This window comes from Paenibacillus sp. EKM206P, from assembly GCF_011066155.1.
Classification (GTDB): Bacteria; Bacillota; Bacilli; order Paenibacillales; family Paenibacillaceae; genus Paenibacillus; species Paenibacillus polymyxa_D.
In genome coordinates this window covers 126,002-150,148 of the sequence record NZ_JAAMNQ010000010.1, presented here as the reverse complement: position 1 = coordinate 150,148, position 24,147 = coordinate 126,002, and the positions used below count along the sequence as shown (strand labels likewise).

General features: G+C 47.6%; 17 protein-coding genes and 1 riboswitch. Of the genes, 14 read left to right on the top strand and 3 right to left on the bottom strand.

Features of this window, described 5'->3' with window-relative positions; translation table 11 throughout:
- Positions 1 to 179 precede the first annotated feature (179 nt).
- The 7 genes from G9G53_RS19230 to ptsP all read left to right on the top strand — a co-directional run bounded on the left by G9G53_RS19230 (position 180) and on the right by ptsP (position 9,060).
- Complete coding sequence (locus tag G9G53_RS19230) at positions 180 to 1,343, top strand: iron-containing alcohol dehydrogenase (RefSeq protein WP_069012479.1); 1,164 nt, start codon at positions 180 to 182, stop codon at positions 1,341 to 1,343.
- 174 nt (positions 1,344 to 1,517) lie between these two features.
- Positions 1,518 to 2,036 (top strand): membrane protease regulatory membrane protein, encoded by a 519-nt coding sequence (locus G9G53_RS19225; RefSeq protein ID WP_029515706.1) that lies wholly within the window; start codon positions 1,518 to 1,520, stop codon positions 2,034 to 2,036.
- A gap of 48 nt (positions 2,037 to 2,084) precedes the next feature.
- The gene (locus G9G53_RS19220) at positions 2,085 to 3,620 is read left to right on the top strand and encodes a flotillin family protein (RefSeq protein WP_039272892.1); all 1,536 of its coding nucleotides are present in this window, start codon (positions 2,085 to 2,087) and stop codon (positions 3,618 to 3,620) included.
- Positions 3,621 to 3,809: 189 nt separating this feature from the next.
- A complete protein-coding gene (gene glcT / locus G9G53_RS19215; protein ID WP_029515704.1) occupies positions 3,810 to 4,685 on the top strand; it encodes a glucose PTS transporter transcription antiterminator GlcT in 876 nt (291 codons plus the stop codon).
- A gap of 238 nt (positions 4,686 to 4,923) precedes the next feature.
- A complete protein-coding gene (gene ptsG / locus G9G53_RS19210; RefSeq protein WP_029515703.1) occupies positions 4,924 to 6,969 on the top strand; it encodes a glucose-specific PTS transporter subunit IIBC in 2,046 nt (681 codons plus the stop codon).
- Between the two features lie 110 nt (positions 6,970 to 7,079).
- The gene (locus G9G53_RS19205; protein WP_013372579.1) at positions 7,080 to 7,355 is read left to right on the top strand and encodes an HPr family phosphocarrier protein; all 276 of its coding nucleotides are present in this window, start codon (positions 7,080 to 7,082) and stop codon (positions 7,353 to 7,355) included.
- Positions 7,348 to 9,060: a phosphoenolpyruvate--protein phosphotransferase gene (gene ptsP, locus G9G53_RS19200; protein ID WP_029515702.1), complete on the top strand. Its 1,713-nt coding sequence runs from the start codon at positions 7,348 to 7,350 to the stop codon at positions 9,058 to 9,060. The genes G9G53_RS19205 and ptsP overlap by 8 nt, the downstream gene beginning before the upstream one ends.
- Positions 9,061 to 9,178: 118 nt before the next feature.
- Here ptsP and gcvPB read toward each other — a convergent pair whose 3' ends face one another.
- The 3 genes from gcvPB to gcvT all read right to left on the bottom strand — a co-directional run bounded on the left by gcvPB (position 9,179) and on the right by gcvT (position 13,253).
- Positions 9,179 to 10,675, bottom strand: coding sequence for an aminomethyl-transferring glycine dehydrogenase subunit GcvPB (gene gcvPB / locus G9G53_RS19195; RefSeq protein WP_165149655.1), 1,497 nt, complete (start codon positions 10,673 to 10,675; stop codon positions 9,179 to 9,181).
- Positions 10,672 to 12,027, bottom strand: a complete 1,356-nt coding sequence (gcvPA, locus tag G9G53_RS19190; protein ID WP_029515700.1) for an aminomethyl-transferring glycine dehydrogenase subunit GcvPA — start codon at positions 12,025 to 12,027, stop codon at positions 10,672 to 10,674. The genes gcvPB and gcvPA overlap by 4 nt, the downstream gene beginning before the upstream one ends.
- 125 nt (positions 12,028 to 12,152) lie before the next feature.
- Positions 12,153 to 13,253, bottom strand: coding sequence for a glycine cleavage system aminomethyltransferase GcvT (gcvT, locus tag G9G53_RS19185; RefSeq protein WP_029515699.1), 1,101 nt, complete (start codon positions 13,251 to 13,253; stop codon positions 12,153 to 12,155).
- Between the two features lie 176 nt (positions 13,254 to 13,429).
- Positions 13,430 to 13,529: riboswitch (glycine riboswitch) on the bottom strand.
- Between the two features lie 393 nt (positions 13,530 to 13,922).
- Between gcvT and gcvH the strand changes: the two genes are divergently transcribed.
- From gcvH to G9G53_RS19150, 7 genes are all read left to right on the top strand, one after another.
- Positions 13,923 to 14,315 (top strand): glycine cleavage system protein GcvH, encoded by a 393-nt coding sequence (gene gcvH / locus G9G53_RS19180; protein ID WP_029515698.1) that lies wholly within the window; start codon positions 13,923 to 13,925, stop codon positions 14,313 to 14,315.
- 426 nt (positions 14,316 to 14,741) lie between these two features.
- Positions 14,742 to 16,220 (top strand): PTS mannitol transporter subunit IICB, encoded by a 1,479-nt coding sequence (locus G9G53_RS19175; RefSeq protein WP_165149653.1) that lies wholly within the window; start codon positions 14,742 to 14,744, stop codon positions 16,218 to 16,220.
- A gap of 81 nt (positions 16,221 to 16,301) precedes the next feature.
- Entirely contained in the window at positions 16,302 to 18,380 is a 2,079-nt protein-coding gene (locus tag G9G53_RS19170) for a BglG family transcription antiterminator (protein ID WP_069012486.1), read from the top strand.
- Positions 18,377 to 18,811 (top strand): PTS sugar transporter subunit IIA, encoded by a 435-nt coding sequence (locus G9G53_RS19165; RefSeq protein WP_165149651.1) that lies wholly within the window; start codon positions 18,377 to 18,379, stop codon positions 18,809 to 18,811. The genes G9G53_RS19170 and G9G53_RS19165 overlap by 4 nt, the downstream gene beginning before the upstream one ends.
- Positions 18,808 to 19,953 carry a mannitol-1-phosphate 5-dehydrogenase gene (locus tag G9G53_RS19160; RefSeq protein ID WP_165149649.1) on the top strand — a complete coding sequence of 382 codons (1,146 nt, stop codon included), beginning with the start codon at positions 18,808 to 18,810 and terminating at the stop codon, positions 19,951 to 19,953. The genes G9G53_RS19165 and G9G53_RS19160 overlap by 4 nt, the downstream gene beginning before the upstream one ends.
- A gap of 214 nt (positions 19,954 to 20,167) precedes the next feature.
- The gene (locus G9G53_RS19155; protein ID WP_165149647.1) at positions 20,168 to 22,321 is read left to right on the top strand and encodes a DUF454 family protein; all 2,154 of its coding nucleotides are present in this window, start codon (positions 20,168 to 20,170) and stop codon (positions 22,319 to 22,321) included.
- Entirely contained in the window at positions 22,314 to 23,969 is a 1,656-nt protein-coding gene (locus G9G53_RS19150) for an amino acid ABC transporter ATP-binding/permease protein (RefSeq protein ID WP_165149645.1), read from the top strand. The genes G9G53_RS19155 and G9G53_RS19150 overlap by 8 nt, the downstream gene beginning before the upstream one ends.
- Positions 23,970 to 24,147 lie beyond the last annotated feature (178 nt).

Here is a 24,147-nt window from a genome sequence, read left to right as displayed (position 1 = left end):
CTTGCGAAGCACATACTATACTACGAGAACCCTCCCAAGATATGACATGGAACCATGCTCCTCAAGGAGTGTGGTTTTTTTCTGAAAACAAAGCAGATTTGTTTCCTGTAACCGAAAAGGTTATAATAGAGTAGTTTCTTAATATTAAACTTTAGAACTATTGGAGGCGAGCGTTTGCGATGAAAGCATTCGAATTTTATAATCCTACACAATTGATCTTCGGTAAAGGACAATTGGAGGCTCTCAAGCGTGAAGTTCCTAAATATGGTAAACGTGTATTGCTTGTATATGGCGGCGGCAGCATTAAGCGCAGCGGCTTGTATGATAATGTAATAGGTTTGCTTGGTGAAATCGGTGCAGAGGTAACGGAACTGGCTGGTGTGGAACCGAATCCTCGCTTATCTACAGTACATAAAGGCGTGGAATTGTGTAAAACACATCAAATCGACCTCGTTCTGGCTGTAGGAGGCGGTAGTGTGCTGGATTGTTCCAAAGCCATTGCTGTTGGTGCAAAATATGATGGCGACATGTGGGATTTTGCAGAGCGTAAAGCGGCACCACAGGCAGCATTGCCATTAGGTACGGTTTTAACTATGGCAGCCACTGGTTCTGAAATGAATGCGGGTTCTGTTATTACAAATGAAAAAACACAGGAAAAATTGGGCTGGGGCAGCGTATTTGCGTTCCCTGCGTTTTCTATTCTTGATCCAGTGAACACATACTCACTGCCGCAAAATCAAACGGTTTACGGAATCGTAGATATGATGTCACACACGCTGGAGCATTATTTCCATCTGGAATCCAATACTCCGGTCCAACTTGGCTGGTGCGAAACGATTTTGCGTACGGTAATGGACGCGGCTCCAGGTCTGGTCAACGATCTGGAAAACTACGAGCTGCGTGAAACAATTATGTATTGTGGTACGATGGCGCTGAACGGCTTCCTGAACATGGGGCTGACAGGTGACTGGGCTACTCACAATATCGAGCATGCGGTGTCTGCTGTTTATGATATTCCACATGGTGGAGGACTGGCTATTCTGTTCCCGAACTGGATGAAACACAATCTGCATGTGAAGCCTGAACGCTTCAAACAACTGGCTGTCAATGTGTTCCATGTAAACCCAGAAGGCAAGAGTGATGAGGAAGTGGCGCTGGAAGGTATTCAGGCGTTGCGTGATTTCTGGAACTCGATTGGTGCACCAAGCCGTCTGGCTGATTACGAGATTGATGCGTCCAAAATCGATGTTATGGCTGATAAAGCTGTGAAATTCGGATCTTTTGGTGGCTTTAACAAGCTCAATCGCGAAGATGTAGTCGAAATTTACAAAGCATCCCTGTAAAACGACATTTGTATCATTTAAAGCACGTTTGTGCGTCATTAGACGTACGAACGTGCTTTTTTGGGTTTGATTTGGGATATTGGAGGAAAATTTTGAAACTTTTTTAGGTTGAATACGTAAACATAGTTATAGACTGGAAACCAGACTGAAAAGGTACATGGAAGGAGGAGTCGCATGGAAACCATATTTTGGTGGCTATTGGCAGGGGGCGCTATCTTTACCGTGGTCAGTGTGCTGATCGGGGATGTACTCGGTAGTTGGCTGGATGGTGCATTGGAGCTGCCGGGCCTTGATTGGTTCAGACCTGTCGTTTTACTTGGAGCCATGACCGCTTTTGGCGGAGCTGGAGTACTGCTGACAAAGTATACCGGGCTGAGCACGGGATGGGTCGTCGTGCTTGCTTTAGGGATTTCGTTTGTCATCGGAATACTCGTGTTCTTTGCGTTTATCAAACCCATGGCGAATTCGGAGGTATCCAGCGGCTTCTCCATGCGTGAGCTGACTGGCCGGATTGGTGAGGTCACCATTCCTGTTCCTGAGGTTGGTTACGGGGAGGTTATGATCCGCTTGGGTGCAGGCAACACCATACATACAGCATCGAGCTTTGATCACAAACCGCTTGCTGCGGGAACCCGTATCGTCGTGGTTGAGGTCGCAGAGGGCGTCGTCCGCGTAGCGTACCTGGACACCTAGACGGCGCAATCGCTTAACTTGAAGGGAGCGTGATCGGGAGTGTCAAATTTGCAAGATATTGTGCTGGTCCCTGGGATTGTTGTTATCGTTATCGTCATATTAGGGATCGCTTTTTGGGCCCGCTACAAAACGGTAGGGCCGGATGAAGGGATGATCGTGACGGGTTCTTTTCTGGGAAATAAAAATATTTCCGAGGATGACTCTGGACGTAAAATTAAAATTGTACGCGGCGGGGGGGCCTTCATTTGGCCTATTTTCCAGCAGTCCGAATTCATCTCTCTGTTGTCCCATAAACTGGACGTAACCACACCGGAAGTGTATACGGAGCAAGGAGTTCCCGTGATTGCGGATGGTGTGGCGATCATCAAGGTCGGCAGTTCTATTGAAGATGTGGCTACAGCAGCCGAGCAGTTCATCGGGAAGCCACTGGAGGCTCTTAGGGGAGAGGCTCAGGAAGTGCTGGAAGGGCATTTACGCGCAATCCTCGGCTCGATGACAGTGGAGGAAGTATATCGTAATCGGGATCGGTTTGCGCAGGAAGTACAGGGCGTGGCTGCTCGTGATCTAAAAAAAATGGGCTTGCAAATTGTTTCATTCACCATCAAAGATGTGCGTGATAAGCACGGATATCTGGATGCGCTTGGTAAGCCGAGAATTGCCGCTGTGAAACGGGATGCTGAGATTGCGGAAGCAGAAGCTGTGCGGGATGCCCGGATTCAGAAGGCGCGTGCGGAACAGGAAGGCCAGAAGGCCGAACTGCTGCGAGATACCAACATTGCCGAGGCAGCCAAAGAGAAAGAACTGAAAGTGGCTTCGTTTAAAAAAGAACAGGATACAGCGAAGGCAGAAGCCGATCAGGCTTATCACATCCAGGAGGCCCGTGCCAAGCAGACTGCCGTCGAGGAGCAGATGAAGGTCGAGCTGGTGCGCAAAGAACGGGAAATTGACCTTCAATCCAAGGAAATACAGGTACGTGAAAAGCAATATGATGCGGAAGTGAAAAAGAAGGCAGAAGCCGATCGGTATGCGGTCGAACAAGCGGCGGAAGCAGATAAATCGCGTAAAATGCGTGAGGCTGAATCACTGCAATACTCGATTGAGACACAGGCTAAAGCGTCAGCTGAACAAAAACGTCTAAACGGGCAAGCAGAAGCGGATGCCGAACGCGCCAAAGGTACGGCAGACGCAGATGTCATCCGTTTGCGTGGACTTGCAGAAGCGGAGGCCAAGGAAAAACTGGCGGAGGCGTTCCAGAAGTTTGGAGAGGCTGCCGTGCTCGATATTATCGTAAAAATGCTGCCTGAGCTGGCTGGACGTATTGCCGAACCGATTGCGTCCATCGATAAACTCACCGTAGTTGATACGGGAAAAGGAGAAGGAGCAGCGCGTGTCAGCAATTATGTCACCGAATTGATGGCTACGGCGCCCGAGATGCTGAAAAGTGTATCTGGTATTGATGTGGAGCAGTTAATCAAGGGGCTGACCACTGGGAAAAAAGGCCTTCATTCCGTGCCGTCCTCCGGTGAAGCGAACAAGCAGCCTCTTCCAGCCTCGGTGGAGGCAGCACTAACAGATAAAGAATAACGATAAGTCTTTGGGAGCTTCTATCCCTAACCAAAAGACCGCTTTTCATCACAGCATTTTCCGGCAATGTGATGAAAAGCGTTTTCTTTTTATTGACCTTTAGCCGAATATTTGGTACTTTAACGTGGATTCCTCTGAGCTTCATGCTATAATTCTTAGGATCAAGGTTCTGATAAAAGAGGTGCGGATGTGAGCAGCCTAAAAGTGGCCAAAGCGCTGAATAACAATGTGATTATAGGAATGCACCCCGAGCATGATGAGGTTGTCGTGATTGGAAAAGGAATCGGTTTCAATCGCAGACCCGGCGATCTTATGCCGTTGGATTCAGTTGAAAAATTATTTATATTAAAAAGCCATGAAGAACAGGAGCAATACAAACGGTTGCTTCCTGAGCTGGATGAAAAGCTCATCGAGGTCATCGGTGAGGTGCTTCATCTTGTTCAGCTTCAAGCAAAGAAGCCTCTAAATGAGCACATTCTGATTGCTTTAACTGACCATATCGCTTTTTCCATCAACCGTCATAAACAGGGAATTACGATTCATAATCCGTTTTTGTATGAGACTAGGGAAATATATCCTCAGGAATACAAGATGGCTGAGCAGGCTGTTGCTTTAATCAGGGATAAGATGAATGTAGATCTGGGAGAAGATGAAATCGGATTCGTGGCCCTGCATATTTATAGCGCCATGACAAACCAGCATATTTCCGAGGTTAGGAAGGATTCTCGTCTGATTGCTGATATGGTTCAGGTTGTCGAGACGACACTGGATTATCGAATTCCTCTCCAATCCCTTGATTATTCTCGACTGCTGACTCATCTGAGGTTTGCGATTGAACGTGTGCGCCGGGGAGAGATTGTGCAGGAAATTTATCGATTGGACAAGCTTTTGAATGAAGAATATCCAGAAATGTATATGCTGTCCTGGAAACTGACGAAGATTATGGAAAAAAGGCTACGTAAACCTGTTTATCCGGCTGAGGTTAGTTATTTGACAATGCATCTGCAGCGGTTGTCCCAACGCAAAGAGCAGGGGGAGCAACAAAAAGTGATAAAACCGGAATAAAAAAGTATTGCCTCGCATTTAGCGGGGTGCTATAATCAATTCTGCAATGAGGAAGACAACAACTGAACATTTAACGTGTTACTGATTCGATCAGGCATGAGTTGCTTTAAGTTATGATTGTTTACAGCCTACTGGGGTAAGCTATATCCCAAGGTTGTTTTCAAACATACTTAAATCGGCTCATGCCTTTTTTGTTGTTTTGCCTCTGTTCTAAATTTCAGAGAAGGATGTGGAAGGTATGTTTAAAAAGCTTTTCGGCGTTTTACAGCGTGTCGGTAAAGCATTAATGCTTCCTGTAGCGATTTTGCCAGCTGCGGGGCTTTTATTGGGTATCGGTAACATGCTGGTCAATCCTGATTTTCTCCAGTACATTCCGGCATTAAATGCGGGCTGGGTTCAATCGGTTGCGACGATCATGATGAATGCCGGACAAATCGTTTTTGATAATCTGGCACTGTTGTTCGCAGTCGGCGTAGCCGTCGGTCTGGCGGGCGGTGAAGGTGTAGCAGGTTTGGCTGCCATCATCGGTTACCTCGTTATGAACATTACTCTGGGTACAGCCGTGGGTGTCACACCTGGTCTGATTGCTCAAAAAATACCGGGTTATGCGAACGTGTTGGGAATTCCAACGCTTCAAACCGGGGTGTTCGGCGGGATAATCATCGGTATACTGGCCGCAGCCATGTACAACCGCTTTTTCAAAATTGAGCTTCCTTCGTATCTGGGCTTTTTCGCGGGTAAGCGTTTCGTTCCAATTGCAACGGCGGTATCCTCACTTATTGTCGGACTAGCACTGGTTCTGATCTGGCCTCCAGTTCAACAAGGACTTAACGCAGTATCTCACTTTATGGTGTATTCCAACCCGACTTTGTCGGCGTTCCTGTTCGGGGTTATCGAACGCGCGCTGATTCCATTTGGTTTGCATCACATTTGGTATTCACCGTTCTGGTTTGAGTTTGGTGAATATGTTAACAAAGCAGGTCAAACCGTTCACGGTGACCAGCAGATCTTCTTCAGCCAGCTTCGCGACGGAGTGGCTTTGACAGCAAGTACGTTCCAAGTGGGTAAATTCCCATTCATGATGTTCGGTTTGCCAGCAGCAGCGCTTGCGATGTACCATGAAGCAAGACCAGAACACAAAAAATATGTAGCAGGTATTATGGGTTCAGCAGCATTGACTTCGTTCTTGACAGGTATTACGGAGCCACTGGAATTTTCCTTCCTGTTCGTAGCTCCACTGCTGTTTGCAGTACACTGTATATTCGCAGGTCTGTCATTTATGACCATGCAAATTTTACATGTCAAAATCGGTATGACCTTCTCAGGCGGATTTATTGACTTCCTGATTTTCGGGATTATTCCAACCCGTACGCCTTGGTGGTATGTAATCATCGTCGGTCTGATTTTGGCAGTTATTTATTACTTCGGATTCCGATTCATCATACGGAAATTCAACTTGAAAACACCAGGGCGTGAAGAAGCCACAGAAAATGTGGATGGCGCAGCAACTGGTAGTAGTGATGAGCTCCCACACAACATTTTGGCAGCTTTCGGCGGTTCATCGAATATCAAGCATCTGGATGCTTGTATCACACGTCTTCGGATCGAGGTTAATGAGAAATCAAACGTTGACAAAGCTCGTCTGAAACAACTTGGCGCATCGGGTGTCCTTGAAGTCGGTAACAATGTACAGGCAATTTTCGGTACACGTTCCGACACCATTAAATCTCAAATGGCTGATATCATGGCTGGACGTACACCTGCACCAGCTCCGGCGCAACCTGCTCCACAAGAGGAGAAGGAAGCTGGAGAAGAACAACAAACCATTATTGTAGAAGATATTGTAATGCCTGTTAACGGCGAATTGGTTGATATCTCGACGGTTCCCGATCCGGTATTTGCAGAACGTATGACAGGTGACGGCTTTGCGGTCGTGCCAAATGATGGAACGATTGTGTCCCCTGTTTACGGCAAAGTATTCAATGTATTCCCGAGCAAGCATGCGGTTGGTATCCAATCCGATGGCGGTAAAGAAGTGCTTGTTCATATCGGGGTGAATACAGTGAAGCTTAAAGGTCAAGGATTTGACGTTTTGGTGAACGAAGGCGATCTTGTGTCAGCTGGCCAGCCTATTATGAAAGTAGACCTGGAATACGTGAAGGCAAACGCTAAATCCATCATCTCACCTGTCATTTTTACTAACCTTCCTGAAGGTTCTTCGGTAACTTTAAACAAAACTGGAGTATTGAAGGCTGGCGAAGATGGTATAATTACGATAAAATAAACTCTATGTGTTTCGGATTAGTTGATTAGGCGGCTTAGGCCGTCTGATCAATTATTCGGTATACTGCGTGTAAACAAATATTATCTTTAGGAAAGTGGGAGGAACAAATTATGCAAACAACTTTTAGAATTACGGATGAAGACGGTATCCATGCACGTCCTGCAACTGCGCTGGTAAATACAGCTAACAAATTCAGCGGTGCTGAATCTTTTGCCGAAGCTAACGGTAAAAAAGTAACTTTGAAATCCATTCTGGGTGTATTGTCTCTGGGTCTGGAACAAGGCGATACTATTAACATTATCTGCGAAGGCGCTGAAGCTGCCGAAGCACTGAAAGCTCTTGAAAATGTAATCGTCAACGAAGGGCTGGGCGAAGTTCATGCTTAAGATTTCTGGGATTGCCGCTTCGGCAGGCATAGCCATTGCCCGGGCGTTTATCTTGGAGCATCCGAATTACGCTGTAGAGAGACGCGCGGTTGGTGATGTTGAAGCTGAAATCGCAAGATTGGATGCGGCTTTGGCACAATCTCAAACCGAATTGGAATCGATTAAGGAGAAAACGCTTAAGGAACTGGGAGAGAAAAAAGCAGAAATTTTTGCATCTCACCTGCTCATTTTGAATGACCCTGAATTGATCGATCCGGTTAAAGCTAAAATCAGAGACGAGCAGCTTAATGCTGACTATGCTTTGAATGAAGTAGCTACACAGTTCATTTCCATGTTTGAAAACATGAAAAGTGCCTATTTGCAAGAACGCGCATCGGACATGCGTGATGTAACCAAGCGGATCCTGAATCACCTGCTTGGTGTTCATTTTGTTAGTCCTGCAGAAATTGCCGAAGAAACGATTGTGCTTGCAGAAGATTTGACACCTTCCGACACAGCTCAGCTGAACCGTGAATTTGTTAAAGGTTTTGCAACGAATATCGGCGGACGTACTTCGCATTCGGCTATTATGGCTCGCTCACTTGAAATTCCTGCAGTTGTGGGAACAAAAAATATATTGTCTCAAGCTAAAAGCGGCGATTTGATTATCGTTGATGGTTTGGATGGTCACGTATTCGTGAACCCTACCGAAGAGATTGTTGCAGAATACCGTGCTAAACAAGTGGCATACGACAAGCAACGCGAAGAGTGGCGCAAGCTGCGCGGCGAAGCTACGGTTTCTGTCGATGGTGTCCATGTCGAACTGGCAGCCAATATTGGTACGCCTAATGATGTAGCTGGTGTCCTGGACAACGGTGGTGAAGGCGTTGGCTTGTACCGTACGGAGTTCTTGTACATGGGACGCGATAAGCTTCCATCCGAAGAAGTACAGTATACAGCGTACAAAACCGTTCTGGAAAGAATGGAAGGTAAACCGGTTGTAGTCCGTACTTTGGATATCGGTGGTGACAAAGAACTTCCTTATCTGGACCTGCCGAAAGAAATGAATCCGTTCCTCGGATTCCGTGCTATTCGCCTGTGTCTGGATCGCCAGGATATTTTCCGCACTCAATTGCGTGCTTTATTGCGTGCGAGTGTGCATGGTAACTTGCGCATCATGTTCCCAATGATTGCTACGCTGAACGAATTCCGTGAAGCTAAAGCTGTTTTGTTGGAAGAAAAGGAAAAGTTGGTAGCTGAGGGTGTATCCGTATCCGAAGAAATTCAACTGGGCATCATGGTAGAAATTCCTTCTACAGCGGTATTGGCTGACCAATTCGCAAAAGAAGTAGATTTCTTCAGTATCGGTACAAACGATCTGATTCAATACACAATGGCAGCGGATCGCATGAACGAGCGGGTTTCTTACCTGTATCAACCATACAATCCATCCATTCTGCGTCTGGTGAAAATGGTTATTGATGCTGCTCACCGTGAAGGACGTTGGGTTGGTATGTGTGGCGAAATGGCAGGAGATACAACAGCAATTCCGTTGCTGCTGGGTCTCGGACTTGATGAGTTCAGTATGAGCGCCACTTCCATTCTGCCAGCACGTAGTCAAATTTCCAAGTTGTCCCGTGCGGACATGGAAAAACTGGCTACAAAAGCTCTGGACATGCAAACAGCAGAACAGGTTGTTGAATTGGTTCAAAGCATCGAAGGCTAAGGAAGGGTATTACATTTCAAAGGTTATATCTTTTTCCAACAAAAAATTGCTGTGTACATACAGCAGCCGGTATCTAATTAGATACCGGCTTTTTTGCATGCTTTAAGTAGAATTTGTTTTAACTGCATGAGCAATTCAGTACAGGTTTGCGGGCTGCGGTAGTTTCGTCCAATCGTGTGACTGGAGTAGTATATGGTGCATTGAGCACCAGCTCAGGGTTCTCTTCTGCTTCCCGCGCAATATGAATCATAGTGTCGACAAAAGCATCAAGTGTTTCCTTACTTTCCGTTTCCGTGGGCTCGATCATGATGCACTCCTCTACATTCAGCGGAAAGTAAATTGTAGGTGGATGGTAGCCGAAATCAAGCAGCCGTTTGGCTACATCAAGCGTGCGCACTCCAAATTTTTTCAAGCCTCGCCCCGACATCACGAATTCGTGTTTGCAATGTCCAGGGTAGGGCAGATCAAAATGTGGAGCGAGCCGATGCATCATATAATTGGCATTGAGTACAGCGCATTCCGATACACGCTTTAAGCCATCAGGACCGTAGCTACGGATATAAGTATAGGCACGGACGAGAATACCGAAGTTCCCGTAAAAGGCTTTAACCCGTCCAATAGAATCTCCCTGTTCCCGGTCCCAGTGGTACACCCCCTGTGGATCCCGTGCGACAAGCGGCTTGGGCAAATAAGGGATGAGCCGTTGCTTTACGCCGACAGGTCCAGCGCCGGGGCCACCGCCACCGTGCGGGGTACTCATCGTTTTGTGCAAATTGAGATGCACTACATCGAAGCCCATATCTCCGGGACGGGTAATCCCCATGATGGCGTTGGAGTTCGCCCCATCATAGTAGAGCAGACCACCCGCGTCATGCACGATGGCAGCAATGTCAGTGATTTGCTTCTCGAACAGCCCAAGCGTGTTCGGGTTGGTCAGCATGAGCGCAGCAGTGTCGTTGCCTACGGCTTGACGCAGCGCATCCAGATCCACTAGCCCCTCAGGGGTGGAAGGAAGGGTGACTGTTTCGAAGCCTGCGACGGTTGCACTGGCGGGGTTCGTTCCGTGCGACGAATCCGGCACGAGCACCTTGGTACGTCGCTCACTACGTGCTTCGTGGTATGAGCGAATCATCATCAGCCCGGTCCATTCGCCATGGGCGCCCGCGGCGGGCTGAAGCGTGACGGCATCCATGCCAGTTAACGCAGCCAAATCATTTTGGAGCGTATGCAGCAACTCCATGGCACCCTGGATGCTCTCCTCGGGCTGATATGGATGGATTTTGGCGAAGCCTGTATATCGGGCGACATCCTCATTCACCTTCGGATTGTATTTCATCGTACAGGAGCCGAGCGGATAAAATCCATTGTCCACGCCAAAATTGCGCCGGGACAAGGCGGTATAATGCCGAATAACGTCTACTTCGGATACCTCGGGTAATGCTGCAGGTTCGCTGCGCAGCGCATAGTCTGGCAAAAGCTCTGCCACCGGGCGACGGGGAACGTCGCACTCGGGAAGGGAATAGGCGATGCGACCCGGACGGCTCAATTCAAAAATGAGCGCTTGATCGTGTTCCTTTAACAGCTCTTGTTTCTGATCCTGTCCGGTATGTGTCATAGCAATCCCCCCAAGGTGTGCACAAATTGGTCAATCTCTTCTTTGGTTCTTTGCTCCGTCACGGCAATCAACATGTGACCAGCAAGTTCCTCATAGTCCCGGCCCAAATCGTAGCCAGCGATAAATCCAGCAGCTAGCAGCTCGGCCTGGAGTCTGCTCATATCTGTACCCTCAGGCAGTCTCAGGGCAAACTCGTTAAAGGTCGGTGCGTTAAACGAGGCAGTTACGCCCTTCAAGCTCAGCAATTGCTCTAAAGCATATCGGCTTTTATGCAAATTTAGCTCGGCTACTTCCTTGATCCCCTGTCTACCCATAACAGACAAGTATACAGATGCAGATAAAGCTAGCAACGCTTGATTGGAACAAATGTTAGAGGTGGCCTTTTCGCGGCGGATATGCTGTTCGCGCGCTTGCAAGGTCAGCACGAAGCCGCGTTTACCATTGCGATCAGTGGTCTGACCCACAATACGGCCGGGGATACGGCGCATATGTGCCTGAGAAACGGCAAAGTATCCACAGGTCGGACCGCCGAGAGAAGAGGAGATGCCAAGTGGCTGCGCGTCTCCTACCACAATATCCGCGCCCTGTTTGCCGGGTGTCTCCAGCAAGCCAAGTGCCAGTGGGTTGGCACTGACGACCAAAAGACCTTTGTGTGCATGGATGAGGTCAGCCATCGGCTGTAGATTTTCCACGGCTCCGAAAAAGTTGGGGCTTTGGACCAAAACAGCCGCGGTCTGTTCCGATACGGCCGCCGCTAACGCATCAGCATCCGTTACACCGTCCGAACAGCCGATCTCCACGATGTCCAAATTCAATCCGCGTGCATAGGTTGCCAATACCTGACGTGCCTCTGGATGGACGGACCTCGATACGATAAGCTGTTTACGGCGGGTAGCTGCGGCGGACAGTGAGCCCGCTTCCGCCAGTGCAGTCGCTCCGTCGTACATGCTGGCATTAGCTACAGCCATGCCCGTCAATTCGCAAATATACGACTGAAATTCGAAAATGGCTTGTAGCTCGCCTTGGCTTACTTCCGGCTGATAGGGGGTGTAGGCTGTATAGAATTCCGAGCGTGAAGTGATGTGCTGGATGACGGACGGAATATGATGATCATAAATTCCTGCGCCAAGAAAGCTGGCATGTGTGTCTGTATTGGCGTTGTGTCCAGCCAGCTCGGCCAAGTGGCGGGTTAAGGCTTTCTCATCGAGTCGAGAAGAAAGAGGGAGTTCCCCTTGATATCGAATGGCCTCTGGAATGTCACTGAATAAATCATCAATGGATGATACACCCACCACACGCAGCATTTCGGTTTGATCTTGTTCAGTCATAGGGAGATAACGATGCTGCTTCATAGGTTCTGGCTCCTTTCGAAAAGCAAAATTTTAAATCGTAATTAGCTAATAAAAAAGTGTGAGCTGAAAAACCCGGAAGTTCATATCTGACATGTTTGCTTTATTGGAATGAAGAGAGTTTAAGATTAGCGCGGGCGTTTATAAAAGGGTGCTGCCACTACCTCGGCACGCAGGCGTTTGCCACGAATCTCAACCTCCAGCGGTGTGGAGAGGGCGCTAAAACGACTGTCCACCAAGGCGAGGCCCAGATTACGCTTCAAGGTGGGCGACTGAGTCCCCGTTGTGACCTCACCGATGCGTTGTCCTTCTGCGAATACCGGATAATGGGCGCGTGGGATGCCGCGATCAATCATTTCCAGCCCGATCAATTTACGAGGAATCCCTTGATCTTTCTGACGTTGCAGTGCTTCTCTACCGATAAAATCTCCTTTATTCAGCTTGACGAAGTACCCTAGACCGGCTTCAAGTGGTGAAATCGTGGCAGATAGCTCCTGTCCGTACAGCGGCAACCGAGCCTCAAAGCGTAGTGTATCCCGAGCACCAAGTCCAGCGGGAATCAGCCCATACGACTCACCGGAACGAAGCAAACCCTCCCATACGGCGGGTGCTTCCGCAGCAGGTACATAAAATTCAAAACCGTCTTCGCCCGTATATCCGGTTCGTGAGACGAGTGCTTTTGCTCCGAACAATGGCACGTTCTCATGAAAGTGGAAAGATGCCAGATTCGTAATATCCGTATCTGCCACGGCTGCGGCAATACGTGCTGCTTCCGGTCCCTGCAATGCCAGCAATGCTATTGCATCAGACACATTCTCCATGTGAACGGATGCAGGCACATGACGAAGTAACCAATCCCAATCCTTATCAATGTTGGAGGCGTTCACAACGAGCATGTAGCGCTCCGGTCCTTTGCAGTAAACAAGCAGGTCGTCTACTACACCTCCATCGGGGTAACACAGGAGTGAATATTGTGCCTGACCTGGTTCCAACTGGCTGACATCATTCGTGGTCACCCTTTGTAGAAAAGCTTCGGCCTCTTTGCCTTCAACCAAAAACTCACCCATATGCGATACATCGAATAAACCCGCACGTTGCCGGACGGCCTCATGCTCCTTTTGGATACCGCTAAACTGAACGGGGAGCTCCCAGCCGCCAAAGTCAATACAACGAACCCCAGACTGCGTCCCGTAGGACGAATATAGCGGTGTTTTTCGCAAATTAGTCATGTTTCCACTCCTATCCGGTGTGATCGGCAAAACAAAAAAGACAGGCCGAAAAAAACGTATAGACAGCAGTCTATACTCTTTTTTCAGCTCTGTCCTTGATACCAGAAAGTTACCCCGGTATGTACCGGGTTTCCTCTTGGGTGATCCGCTCCAATAGCGAATGCTCTCCAGAGATGCGTCCGGCAGAGGTCCTTTTGCCTGAGAGATTCACCTGCAATGCAGGCTTACTCCTTCGGCGCTACCTTCGGGATCAGCAGTATATTACCTGGCTTTGCAGATAACAACTTGATCCGATTCGCGTGCACAACTGTCTCACAAGCGGCAACAGCTATGCGAATCTTTTTGGCAGTCTCTCCCTCTGCGTTCATCCGCGTTTGCAGTTGTCGGGGTGTTTCCCAAAGTATTTGCTATAACCCATTAATACGCAAATTCATTCAAAATGTCAATAAAAATGTCATCAAAAACAATAGAAAAAACATTTAATATATAAATAAGGATATGTAAGCGTTTGTTATAAATTATTATATTTTTATATAGAGCGCTATAGGAGGTGATATGAAGTATTTTTGTTAGTATTATTGACATGAGTGTTCTTATTGTCATAATCTTAACCTGTCTAATACAGGTGAGCAAATGCGATTTTATTCATATGGAAGTGAGGGGAACAGAATGGGTGAAGTGAAGCAGCAACTTTGGTATACAGACGAACATGAGTGGGTTCAGCGGACAGAGAATGGAACGGTGCGGATTGGTATTACAGACTTTGCACAGCATCAACTGGGTGATATTGTTTTTGTAGAATTACCTGAGGCGGGAGTAACGATTGAGCAGGGAGCGGAGATCGGTACGATTGAATCGGTGAAGACGGTATCCGACCTTTTTGCTCCGGTGACGGGAACCATATTAAAAGTGAATGAAGCGCTGGAAGGTACACCTGAGCTAGTGAATGAATCTCCTTATGACAAAGGTTGGATGGTCGAAGTAGAGATGGATAAAGATGTGGAGGAAGCATTGGGCAAACTACTGTCGGCGGATCAGTATGAGCAGTTGATTTCGGAGTAATAAATAGAGCAATGCAGCATGAAATAATAGCGTGTTATTCGGAATTTTATATTGATTTTTAATTGAATAAGAGCATCGTTAGTTTGCTCGATTTTTGTATAAAATAGTCGCTATGATTTGACGTAGCGGCTATTTTATTGTCTTTTTTTGAAAACGTAATTACGTGTGTTGTTCTGATATAGTGGGTTGTCCCCATATAGGAATCATACATAATCCAGCGCGGTTTTTCGACTAATTTCTATAGCTACAGGTCATATTAAGAAGAATTATGCAGGTATAATATCTTCCTGGATAATTTAAATTTAAATGTTGTCATCAACGTTCATGACGAAAGTACGTTTTCATTTCGTTGATGAAGATAGCGCTGTCATTTAGTATGAATTTTAAGAAAAGGTAGTGATGCTTACCTACAAGGAGGATTTGAATATGAGCACATTGGACACAAAGCCAAGTTCAAAAGGAGGCACTCGTGTCGCCGTACAGCGTTTTGGCCGTTTTCTTAGCGGAATGGTTATGCCCAATATGGGAGCCTTTATTGCATGGGGATTGATTACAGCACTCTTTATTCCGACCGGATGGTTCCCGAACGAGGGTTTTGCACAACTGGTTGATCCAATGAAAAATTATTTACTGCCGCTGCTGATCGGTTACACAGGGGGCACGATGATTCACGGACAGCGTGGAGGTGTGATCGGTGCCATTATGACGATGGGGGTCATTGTGGGGGCCGATATCCCGATGTTCCTGGGCGCGATGGTAGCTGGTCCGCTGGCTGCATGGATATTGAAGAAGTTCGACAAGGCCATTGAAGGCAAAGTCAGATCAGGCTTTGAAATGCTGGTCAATAATTTCTCGGCCGGGATTATCGGTGCCATTCTAGCACTGCTTGCCCATGTGGCGATCGGCCCAGTTGTACAAATGATCAGTCAAGTATTGTCGGCAGGGGTACAGTTCCTCGTGAACGCAGGGCTATTGCCGCTTGTCAACCTCATTATTGAGCCCGGAAAAGTATTGTTTTTAAACAACGCGCTGAATCACGGAGTATTAAGTCCGATTGCGTTGGAGGAAGCTGCAAGAACAGGGAAATCCGTACTGTTCATGCTGGAATCCAACCCTGGGCCGGGGCTCGGTATTTTGCTGGCCTACTGCCTGTTCGGTAAAGGCTCTGCGAAGTCGTCGGCTCCTGGAGCGGTCATCATTCATTTTTTCGGCGGGATTCATGAAATTTATTTCCCTTACATTTTGATGAAGCCGATTCTGATTCTTGCAGCTATAGCTGGGGGCGTTGTGGGAACCTTCTGTTTCATGTTGACAGGTGCCGGACTGGTTGCTGCTCCTTCACCGGGCAGCATTATCGCCTATTTTCTAATGACACCAAAAGGCGGATATTTGCCAATGCTAAGCGGGGTGATCGCTGCTGCGGTCGTATCCTTTGCTGTTGCCGCAGTGTTACTCAAGACTGGTAAGCAACAAGAAGAGGGGCTGGAGGAAGCTGCATCCCGTCTGAAAGATATGAAAAATCAAAGCAAGAGTGCAAGTGCTAATGCCACTGTAATGGAAGATAACCACGAAGCTGATCGTGCTGCCGAGATTGCCACAGATCGAACGCTCAAGGATAAATCCGAAGTGAACAAGATTGTCTTTTCCTGTGATGCAGGTATGGGTTCAAGCGCGATGGGTGCCTCGATTTTACGCAAAAAAATGAAGCAGGCGGGCGTAGACGTAACAGTTACGAATACGGCAATCAGTGAAATTCCACAGGATGCGGATATTGTCATTACGCAAAAAACGTTGACAGACCGGGCTAAAACAGTAGCTCCGAAAGCTGAGCACATTTCCATTGACAATTTTTTGAAGAGTCCTGAATACGAAGCGCTGGTTGAACGTCTGAAATCCGATTCTTAATCCCCGTCTTAGTCAGGCTGACTGTATGCAGTGTACGTCTCCTGCTGGAGGGATGAGCTTGGGAAGGAACGGTATGCGCTTATGAATATTACGAAACGACAACGTGACATCGTGGAATATCTTCTGGAGCAGTCCAAAGAGGTTACAGCCGGAGAAATTGCCACGAAGATCAATGTCAGCACAAGGACGGTTCATCGGGAACTGGGCGCAGTCGAGCATTGGCTGGCAACTCATGAGGTGAAGCTGGAGAAAAAGTCAGGGATTGGTATCTGTATAGATGCAGACCCAGCTCAGCTTGTATGCCTGCGAAAGCAATTGCTGTATACGAATCCAGACGAATATTCGGCTGAGGAGAGAAAGATCGTGGTTCTCTGCATGCTGCTGGATACACGGGAGCCGATCAAGCTGCTGGCGCTGGCTTCAGATCTGAAAGTCACGGTAACTACGGTCAGTCATGATCTGGACGAATTACAAGACTGGATCGGAGATCGAGGGCTCGTGCTTGTCCGCAGACGGGGATATGGTGTCGAGATTACCGGACGGGAGATAGACAAAAGACGGGCGATTTCCGAGCTGGCCCTCGAACATTTGGATGAATCTGATCTGTTTTCCAGCCAGGGAGAGGTTCGTTCTGTGACTCGTGTCTCCGACAAATTGCTGGAGATGATTGGCAGAGGGAACTTGCTGATCGTGGAAAAGGCCCTCTGGCAGCCCCATGAAAAGTGGCTGGAAAACATGGTGGAAAGCAAATATATGGAGTTGCTGATTCAGATTTGCGTTTCGCTGGCACGTCTACGACTCGGGTATGTTATGGATCCTCTTCTCTCCTATTTAAAAACAGATTCGGATGAGAATATCATGCTGCGTACAGCTATGGTAGAACGCATATGCGCAGAATTGTCAGCGGCGCTGGATATTAACTTTCCGGACCCGGAACGATCTTATTTCAGGCTGCTGTTCCGTGATGCCGAGGATCATTCTACCCGGCTGCTGCCGCTCGATGATCTTGTACTGCTGGAGTCGGTTCATGAGTTGATTCGTCGTGTGGAGGAAGAAACAGGCACGCCATTGGAAGAGGACCGTGTTCTGCGTGAAGGACTGATTGCCCATATGGCTCCGGTATTCAAACGTTTGAAGGAAGGCAAGTCGATTCGTAATCCCCTCCTTCAGCAAATCCGCAAGGATTACAGCAGCTTATTCGACTCAGTGAAAAAGGCTGCGGCGGACATGACAGAAATGAAAGTCCCTGATGAAGAGATCGGATTTCTCGTCATGCATTTCGGCGCTTCGCTGGAGCGGCTGCGACAATTGCGGCGGGAGGTGCGGGCCATCGTAGTCTGCACGAGCGGCATTGGTTCATCCAGACTTCTGGCAACAAGGCTCGCCAAAGAGCTGCCACAGATCAAAATTGTGGATAGGGCCTCATGGTACGAGGCGGCGCGGATCCCCAAGGAGGATTATGATCTGATCATTTCGACAGTAGAGCTACCGCTTGAACCAGATCGCTATCTTAAGATCAGCCCGCTGCTGACGCAGGAGGAGAGTGATCGCCTGCGTCAATTTATCCAGCATATTACACTCAATCATCCTGATGACCATCAGCAGGAACACGTCGTTCAGCCCGGTCAGGACATGGAGTGGCTTACCGGTCTGCGGAAAAGTCTCGATGAAATTGTACACATTGTACAGCAATTTCAAGTGTACCCGCTGGAAAATCAGGAGATGGATATGGCGGCGACCGTAGAGGCTATATGCATGTTGGAGGCGGGGCGGGGGAATGTTACAGAGCCTTCTGCGGTTGCTGCACAACTCATGGAAAGAGAGCGCCAAGGTAGTCAGGTGATCTCTGATACCTCCATTGCTTTAGTTCATACGCGTAGCCACTATATTCGCAAACCTTCGCTTACCTTGTATAAGCTGGCAGAGCCGCTGTTGGCGGATACAGGCGAACAGGTAGAATGCGTGCTGCTCATGTTAGGACCTCGTGAGCTGCCGAGAGAAAGCTTGGAGGTATTGAGCGAGATTAGTGCATTACTCTTGCAGGAAGACATGGTTACGCTACTGGAACACGGTAGCAGGGATCATATTGTCAATTATATATCGAGTGAGCTAGCTGGATTTTTACACAGTAAATTAGGGACAGGGAGGAACCTACCGTGAGTATTATGACGATAGACAAAGTAAAAATGAATGCAACCGCCAAAGACAAATATGAGGCGATTCGTATGGCTGGACAAATCCTGCTGGATGCAGGACATATTTCAAGTGAGTACATTGACAAGATGCTGGAACGCGAGGAGATCGTGTCCACCTATATCGGGAACGGGCTGGCTATTCCACATGGCACCAAGGAATCCAAGACGCTTATTCAATCCACAGGCATCTCCATCGTTCAGTTTCCGCAAGGCGTAGATTTTGGGGAAGAAAAAGCATACATGGTAATCGGCATTGCAGCACAAGGCGGCGATCATATGGAGATTTTGACGAGTATTGCTGTGGTGTGTGCAGAGGAAGAAAACATGGAGAAACTTCGCAACGCGGTGACCCCACAGGAAATTATAGATCTGTTCGAAAGTGAGCTGGAGCTATGAGAGCCGTCCACTTTGGAGCAGGAAATATCGGTCGCGGCTTTATCGGATTGATTCTGTCGCGTGCAGGCTATGAGGTTGTCTTTTCAGATGTCAATGACACCCTTGTATCCGAGTTACGCCGTCGTAAACAATACACCGTAGAGTTAGCCAATGATACAAAGGATACGGAGCTGGTCATGAATGTGACGGCGATTGACGGCAAGGATGCAGCGGCTGTAGCCGATGCGGTAGACCACGCTGATCTGGTAACGACCGCAGTAGGTGTCAGCATCCTCAAGCACATTGCAGCAGGCATTGCGGAGGGCATCAAGCGGCGGGTAGAGCGAGGAGCGAGGCCGCTGCATGTGATTGCCTGTGAAAATGCAATCGGAGGTAGTGCGCAACTGAAAGAGCATGTTTTTGCGCTATTGGATGAGGCGACCCGTGCCAAGGCTGAGGCTTCGGTGTATTTTCCAAATGCTGCCGTAGACCGGATTGTGCCGATCCAGCAACACGAGGACCCGTTACATGTGCAGGTAGAGCCTTTTTATGAGTGGGTGGTGGATCGTTCGCAAATGGCATCTGAGCATGAAGAAATCGAAGGTATCCTGTACGTGCAGGATCTAGAGCCTTACATTGAACGAAAGCTGTTCACGGTAAATACGGGACATTGCGTGGCAGCTTATCTTGGTTATACGGCAGGTTATGCTACCATTCAGGAGGCCATGAAGGATAGCAAGGTGGTGGATTCGATACAAGGGTCACTGGAGGAAACGGGAGCGGTGCTTGTGAAGCGCTTCGGTTTGGATCAAGAGGAGCATAGGAAGTACATCTCTAAAATTTTGGATCGCTTCCGCAACCCTAATCTAATAGACGATGTTACTCGGGTCGGACGTTCACCATTACGCAAGCTGTCTCCCAATGACCGTCTTGTACGTCCCGCGCTCCAAGCGCAGGAGTATGGCATTCCGACGGATCATCTGGCGTTAGGAATGGCTGCTGCCTGTAAATTTGATATTACGGAAGACCCCGAGGCAGTCGAGCTTCAGCAGGTGATCCGCAACGAAGGGCTGGGTGTGGCGCTGACGCGTTATACTTCCATAACCGCAGACCACCCGTTACATCGGCAGATATTGGAGCAATATGATATTATAAATTCATAAAACAACGTATTACTAACATTAGATTTCGATAATCCTCTTGAAGACAAAGCATCCACATCAACACTAGCGTGTTCTGTAGAGATGTGCTTCAAGAGGATTTTTATATGCGTGATTTACATCACATAACAACCTGCTTAAATTGTTTATATTGATAATGATTATCATTATCTATAAAATGAAATCATTACTATTATAACTATTAGGGAGGATTATAGTGAAACCGATCTATATTACCTTAGGGTTTTTATTTTTGGCGCTTGGAGTTATTGGTGTAGTGCTACCATTGCTACCGACTACACCGTTTCTGCTGCTCGCGACCTTTTTCTTTATGCGGGGGTCCGAAAGGATTCACCAGTGGTTTTCGAATACCTCCCTGTACCAAAAGCATCTAGAGAGTTTTGTTCAAACAAGGTCGTTGAAGCTGTCTACGAAAATCACGACATTGGGCTTAGCGTCAACGATGCTGATTATAGGCTTTATTTTCACCCCTAATGTGTGGGGCAAAACGCTCATCGTCTTGGTCATCCTTTTTAAATATTATTACTTTATATTCCGAATCGGAACAGTGAGAAACGCTGCAGCAAAAATAACACCATCATCTTCACCTGCACCTACTCCAAAAAAAAAGTCTAAAATGGTCGACAGCCGTCTGCTCGGTCTAGTGGAACATTCTCGAAAATATATCGTATGGGGTGTGCTTGTGCAGTGGATCGGTCTTTTGGGGAGTATAGCCGCTGTGTTGTCTATGGCCTTTGTTATGCAGCAGGCATGGGAAGGACAAGTGACTCGCAAGCTGATTCTATCTATGACGGTCATTGTTATTGCTGCTATTGCAGTTCGCTGCCTGAGCAATTATGCAGCCAGTATGTTATCCTATCGTGCTTCGGTAAATGCTAAAAAAACGCTGCGCTCGCAAATTTACAGCAAGTTGCTGAAGATAGGGCCCGCATATACAGATCATACCTCCACCTCGGGGGTTATTCAGGTTGCTGTAGAAGGGGTAGAGCAGCTTGAAACCTATTTCGGTAGATATATGCCTCAGCTATTTTACAGTCTGCTTGCCCCCGTAACGTTATTCATTACCCTCTCTTTTGTCAGCTTCAAAGCAGCCATTATACTATTGATCTGCGTTCCCTTAATTCCAGTGTCGATCATTGTCATTATGAGGATGGCTAAAAAGCTTTTTCGGAAATATTGGGGTAGTTACGTCAATTTGGGCCACAGCTTTTTGGAGAATGTGCAAGGTCTGACTACGCTCAAAATGTACGGAACAGACCAGGATAAACATCAGGAAATGAACACAGCAGCTGAAGATTTTCGCAAAATGACGATGAAAGTGCTGACTATGCAGCTTAACTCCGTGGCCATTATGGATCTTATCGCATTTGGTGGTGCCGCTGCGGGTGTACTGGTCGCGGTAAGCGAATATTCTTCTGGACGAATTGGCTTGGCAGGAGCAATCATCATTGTTTTGCTGTCGGCAGAATTTTTTATTCCTCTGCGTCTTCTGGGTTCTTACTTTCATATCGCCATGAACGGAATGGCTGCAAGTGACAAAATATTCCAAATGTTGAGCACAGAGGACCTTATACAAGGACAAAAAAGCATAGAAACCACAGATATTCGTCTGGAACAGGTGAGTTTCGCCTACGACGAAAGAGATACCTTACGAAATGTATCCATGGATATTCCCCAGGGCAGCTTTGTATCCATTGTTGGGGAATCAGGCTCTGGTAAAAGTACGGTAGCCGGATTGATTGTTGGGCATCACGAGGGGTATCGAGGAAGCCTGACGATTGGAGGAACCGAGCTTACCGATATTTCGGAAGAAAGCCGCATGCGTCATATGACCTGGATCGGTTTTAACAGCTATATTTTTAAAGGCACCGTGGAAGCAAATTTAAAAATGGGCAATGAGCACGCGGATGAGCAACACATGCTGGAAGCTTTGCGACAAGTGAAGCTGTATGATTTTATCCTCTCAGAAGGAGGTCTGGAAGCAGAACTGGAAGAGCAGGGAGCCAATCTGTCAGGAGGACAGCGCCAACGGCTAGCACTAGCCAGAGCATTGCTGCATGATAGTCATGTGTACATTTTTGACGAGGCCACCTCTAACATTGACAGTGAAAGTGAGGAAGGCATTATGGAGGTAATACATGCGCTGGCAGGTCAAAAAACAGTGATTCTTATCTCTCACAGACTGGAAAACGTAGTCCAATCCGACTGTATCTATGTGCTGCAAAACGGTTTGGTGGCAGAATCCGGGACGCACCATGAGCTGTTGAGCCAGCAGGGGCATTATGCGGAGATGTATCTCAGTCAACATCGGGTAGAGCAGTTTGGAAAAGGAGGGGCTGTATATGCGTAGACACGGATTACGGATCATGGGCCAATTATTGGTATTGGCGGGACCTCTTTTACCTGTGCTGCTCATCACGATTGTTACAGGAGTGCTTGGTTTTGTTTGCGCCATTGGCATTATAGTGTTTGGAGCCCTGGCTCTGCTTACAGCAACGGGCATCACGACAGGCTACACCCTATCGTTTTTGCTGACGACGATCGTGGTTTGCGCCGTACTGCGCGGCGTATTCCGTTATGGCGAGCAAATGAGTGGTCACTATCTCGCTTTCAAGCTGCTGGCTGTACTACGTGACAAGGTGCTTCAAGCCCTGCGAAGACTCGCTCCAGCCAAATTGGAAGGCAAGGACAAGGGAAATCTGATCTCACTCATTACAAGTGATATTGAGTTGCTGGAAGTATTTTATGCGCATACGATAGCTCCTGTTATGATTGGCATCATCACCTCACTGCTCATGGTGTTTTTTATTGGTTCTTATGAGCCTCTGCTAGGCTGGCTTGCTGCGCTTGCTTACCTAACTGTCGGTTTATTTATTCCCTTACTCACGTCACGTATGGGCAAGCGTCAGGGGATGGAATACCGCAGCAGCTTTGGCAAGCTGAGCAGTTATTTTTTGGACAGCTTACGGGGGATGAAGGAAATTGTGCAATATGGGCAAGGAGAACAACGTTTGAATGAGATTAACTGTCATACGGATCAATTGGATGCCAAGCAGAAGGACTTAAAGCATCATGAAGGCATCACAAGAGCCATCACAGATGCGGCTGTAGTTGGATTCTCATTCTTGATGCTGCTGGCTGGATTGTACGGTATGTCTAATGGTCAGGTTGACTTTACAGGTATGCTGATTTCTGTCATTGCCCTGTTTAGTTCATTTGGTCCGGTCATCGCACTGAGCAATCTGTCCAACAATTTGCTTCAAACGCTGGCGAGCGGGGAACGAGTGTTGAGTCTATTGGAGGAAACTCCGGAGGTAGAGGAAAATATCGACGGGATGAGTGTCGCCTTTACTGGGGCACGAGTAGACAAGGTGACTTTTTCATACGATGGTCAAACGGTGCTGAATGATGTAAGTCTCATGATACCGCATAAGCGGATTTTAGGCATTCAGGGTAAAAGCGGCTCTGGCAAGTCTACACTGCTGAAGTTGCTGATGCGATTTAGGGACCCGCAGCAAGGTGAAATTTTGCTATCCGGACACGATTTGAAGGAAATTGGAACCCGACATTTGAGAGGCTTACAGAGCTATGTCGACCAGCATACGTTCCTGTTTGATGATTCCATTGCAGCTAATATCAAAATCGGAAAGCCTGATGCTACACATGAGCAGGTGGTGGAAGCAACACGTAAGGCATCCGTGCACGATTTTATTATGACCTTGCCTCAGGGGTATGACAGCCGAGTTGGAGAATTGGGGGACAGGCTGTCTGGTGGAGAACGTCAACGCTTGGGGCTGGCCAGAGCCTTTGTCCATGATACGCCTCTCTTACTGCTCGACGAGCCTACCAGCAATTTGGACAGCCTGAACGAGGCCATTATTTTAAAATCGTTAAAGGAACAGCAGCAAGATAAAACGATTGTCCTTGTTTCGCACCGAAGTTCTACCATGCGGATTGCTGATGATATTTTTCAAATGGATAATCGAAGACTGTCCTGACTTTTCTAACTATTGTTATATCCTAAGGGCAAAAGTTGTAGCCTGTTCATGGTATTGTCATAAAATGGAGTGTGTGTTGAAATGGAAGCGTCATCCTTGTTTAAATCATCCAGCTTTTCAAGCTTGTCTTATTTTGATAGCCTATTAGGTGAAGATTTTATAAAATCCTAAGGTATAT

Excerpts from the sequence above, each read along its gene's own strand:
- G9G53_RS19230 (WP_069012479.1), top strand. The coding sequence starts at position 180 with ATGAAAGCATTCGAATTTTATAATCCTACACAATTGATCTTCGGTAAA.
- G9G53_RS19225 (WP_029515706.1), top strand. The coding sequence starts at position 1,518 with ATGGAAACCATATTTTGGTGGCTATTGGCAGGGGGCGCTATCTTTACC.
- ptsG (WP_029515703.1), top strand. The coding sequence starts at position 4,924 with ATGTTTAAAAAGCTTTTCGGCGTTTTACAGCGTGTCGGTAAAGCATTA.
- G9G53_RS19205 (WP_013372579.1), top strand. The coding sequence starts at position 7,080 with ATGCAAACAACTTTTAGAATTACGGATGAAGACGGTATCCATGCACGT.
- ptsP (WP_029515702.1), top strand. The coding sequence starts at position 7,348 with ATGCTTAAGATTTCTGGGATTGCCGCTTCGGCAGGCATAGCCATTGCC.
- gcvPB (WP_165149655.1), bottom strand. The coding sequence starts at position 10,675 with ATGACACATACCGGACAGGATCAGAAACAAGAGCTGTTAAAGGAACAC.
- gcvPA (WP_029515700.1), bottom strand. The coding sequence starts at position 12,027 with ATGAAGCAGCATCGTTATCTCCCTATGACTGAACAAGATCAAACCGAA.
- gcvT (WP_029515699.1), bottom strand. The coding sequence starts at position 13,253 with ATGACTAATTTGCGAAAAACACCGCTATATTCGTCCTACGGGACGCAG.
- gcvH (WP_029515698.1), top strand. The coding sequence starts at position 13,923 with ATGGGTGAAGTGAAGCAGCAACTTTGGTATACAGACGAACATGAGTGG.
- G9G53_RS19175 (WP_165149653.1), top strand. The coding sequence starts at position 14,742 with ATGAGCACATTGGACACAAAGCCAAGTTCAAAAGGAGGCACTCGTGTC.
- G9G53_RS19170 (WP_069012486.1), top strand. The coding sequence starts at position 16,302 with ATGAATATTACGAAACGACAACGTGACATCGTGGAATATCTTCTGGAG.
- G9G53_RS19160 (WP_165149649.1), top strand. The coding sequence starts at position 18,808 with ATGAGAGCCGTCCACTTTGGAGCAGGAAATATCGGTCGCGGCTTTATC.
- G9G53_RS19150 (WP_165149645.1), top strand. The coding sequence starts at position 22,314 with ATGCGTAGACACGGATTACGGATCATGGGCCAATTATTGGTATTGGCG.